This window comes from Bradyrhizobium sp. LeoA1Lang, from assembly GCF_055413685.1.
Genome location: NZ_JBVAPG010000355.1, coordinates 1 through 2,601 on the forward strand (window position 1 = coordinate 1; position 2,601 = coordinate 2,601).

3 protein-coding genes are annotated in these 2,601 nt (G+C 59.4%); all 3 read left to right on the plus strand.

Annotation, left to right across the window (positions count from 1 at the left end):
* Positions 1–302 precede the first annotated feature (302 nt).
* The 3 genes from ACZYOF_RS43330 (at position 303) to ACZYOF_RS43340 (ending at position 2,426) form a co-directional block, all read left to right on the plus strand.
* On the plus strand, positions 303–485 hold the full coding sequence (locus tag ACZYOF_RS43330; protein WP_028169439.1) for a hypothetical protein: 183 nt from the start codon (positions 303–305) through the stop codon (positions 483–485).
* 9 nt (positions 486–494) lie between these two features.
* Positions 495–902 (plus strand): hypothetical protein, encoded by a 408-nt coding sequence (locus ACZYOF_RS43335; protein WP_463719542.1) that lies wholly within the window; start codon positions 495–497, stop codon positions 900–902.
* A gap of 174 nt (positions 903–1,076) precedes the next feature.
* Positions 1,077–2,426, plus strand: coding sequence for an IS701 family transposase (locus tag ACZYOF_RS43340; protein WP_463719543.1), 1,350 nt, complete (start codon positions 1,077–1,079; stop codon positions 2,424–2,426).
* Positions 2,427–2,601: the final 175 nt, after the last annotated feature.

Sequence of the window (2,601 nt, forward strand, 5' to 3'; positions counted from 1 at the left end):
CGCGATCTTTGCCTTCAGTGCCGCGTCGATCTTGCGTCTCGTCTTTGTCGTCATCATGCGCTCCGTCTATCAAACGGAGCAGCCCCTTCCAACTAAGCACGTGGTCCCACAATCGGGGTCCATTTCACACACCCGGTACGAAGCGACTGTAGAACCTCCAACTTTCAATGTCGGCACGCCACTTGCTCCATTCGGGGCAGCATCACCGCTCGGAGGCGGGGGGCGCTGTAGGGACGGACTCCGCACGTCCTCCATTGCGTCCGGCCGCCCCGCCAACGTGTTGTGAGGGGACATGAAACACCATGTTGGAGGGGCTGCAACTGCGATCGCAGCCGCTCTCGCTGCGCCGCGATGTCATTAGCGTGTGCGAACAGGAAACCACACTCTTCCTCCGGGCTTTCCCGATGGTGTCCGTCGGTCGTCTGGCCAGCCGGATCATGACGCGCCTTGCATTCTTTGTCGCCGGTTTCGGCATTGCGGGCTAGGCGCCGCTGGTGCCGTTCGCGAAGGAGCGGCTGGTTGTCGATAACGAAGTCCTCGGTTTTCTGCTGCTCTGTCTGGGAATCAGCTCAGTCATCTCGATGCTTCTGATCAGGCTGTTGAGCGCGCGCTACGGCAGCAAATCAATCATCCGGATCGGCTGGTTCGGGATTGCGCTCATCCTGCCGTGGCTCGCGGTTGCCGGCACGCCTGTGGCGCTCGGGGCCGTGCTAGCTGCCTTCGGCGCCTTTCTCAAATTCATCGATGTCGCTGCGAATGTCGATGCGGTCGAACTAGAACGTGCAGCGAAGCGTCCACCGATGTCCGGCTTTCACGCGCAATTCACCATCCGCGAATGTGCCGGCTCCGGCGCGAAAACCGCATTGGCTGGCTGCTCGTCGGGGCTTTTTCATCAACCCTAATTAAAATTATAGATGCGCGTGTAGAGCCCCGATCGTCATCAGCGAGCCTGCTCCTCGCGCCCGTGAAGCATGGGAGCGGGGAAACTCCGCTTTCTTCGCCTCTCGTTAAACTAGCACTACTTTGGCAGATTGTTGATTTTGTCGCGTTTATAGGATTCCCGAATCAATTTTTCAATGATTCATGGGTGGTCGGCGCTTGGAGGGCTGACCATGCCGGGATGGGAAGACGAACTCGAACGCTGGTTGATGCCGTTCTTGGACCGGCTGGGCCATAAGACCCGGCAGCGGATGTGCCCTCTCTATGTCGCGGGATTGATCGGTCCCGGCGATCGCAAAAGCGTTCAGCCGATGGCGGAACGCCTTGCCACGAGCAACTACGACCAGTTGCACCACTTTATTGCGGACGGTGTCTGGGACGCGAGGCCGCTGGAGACAGAGCTGCTCAACCAGGCGGACCGACTTGTCGGCGGTAAGGATGCGGTGCTGGTCATTGATGACACCTCACTGCCGAAGAAGGGCGAACGCTCGGTTGGTGTTGCAGCTCAATACGCGTCGGCTCTCGGCAAAACGGCAAATTGCCAAACGCTTGTGTCTTTGACGCTTGCGCGCGGCGAAGTGCCGGTGATGGTCGCGTTGCGTCTCTTTCTGCCTGACAGTTGGACAAGCGACGTGTCTCGTTTGAAGCGTGCTCGCGTGCCAGTCGAACACCGAACGCCACGATCCAAGCCGGAAATTGCTTTGGCCGAGATTGACCGCACGATGGCGGCCAACGTGCGCTTTGGATGTGTGCTGGCGGATGCAGGATACGGGCTCAGCGCACCGTTTCGACAAGGGCTAACAGAGCGCGGGCTGGCTTGGGCCGTCGGCATCCCTCGGCACCTGAAGGTGTATCCGGTCGATGTGAAGCTCATTTGGCCGATCACCAAAGTCCGCGGGAAACCACGAAAGCACCACGTGCCCGATATCCTATCGATGGCGGCAGAACAAATGCTGGCCAGCGCCAAATGGAAAACCGTGAGTTGGCGCAGCGGGACCAAAGGTCGGCTGAAAGCCCGATTTGCTGCTGTCCGTGTCCGCACCGCCGACGGCCCTCCGCAGCGGATATGGGATAAAGGTCAGCAGCATCTCCCAGGCGACGAAGCCTGGCTCATTGGCGAGCAACGCGCCTCGGGAGAGAAGAAATACTATCTCGCCAATCTTCCGGCGGCGACGGATCTGCGCACGCTGGCAGCCACCATCAAGGCACGGTGGATTTGTGAGCAAGCGCATCAGCAGTTGAAGGAGGAGCTCGGACTTGATCACTTCGAAGGGCGATCATGGCAGGGTCTTCATCGCCACGCCCTGATGACAATGATCGCCTACACCTTCCTGCAACATCGTCGCCTCGCACACGCGGGGCGGAAAAAAAAGAATCAACGGGCCTCCGCCTCAACCAACCATGCCCGCCGTACGTCACGCCATCGTCGATCTCATCCTTCGGCCACCGTCTCAGCAGTGTCCATATTGCCGAAAGCAAATCCTTGAAAAACAGTGGCGAAAACACTTTCTGCCAAAGTAGTGCTAGCGAGTAGTGTAGCTCACCCGCTCCGGCAGTACCCTCCGGCTGCCTCGCTCGAGCATCGCTCGAGATCGTCCTGCATGCTCCGCCCAAGCAGCGACAGCACGGGCTCATGATCGAATCCCGCGCATCTTGCGCCGT

Bases quoted from the DNA above. Each gene is read 5' to 3' on its own strand.
- ACZYOF_RS43330 (WP_028169439.1), top strand. From the start codon at position 303: ATGTTGGAGGGGCTGCAACTGCGATCGCAGCCGCTCTCGCTGCGCCGC.
- ACZYOF_RS43340 (WP_463719543.1), top strand. From the start codon at position 1,077: ATGATTCATGGGTGGTCGGCGCTTGGAGGGCTGACCATGCCGGGATGG.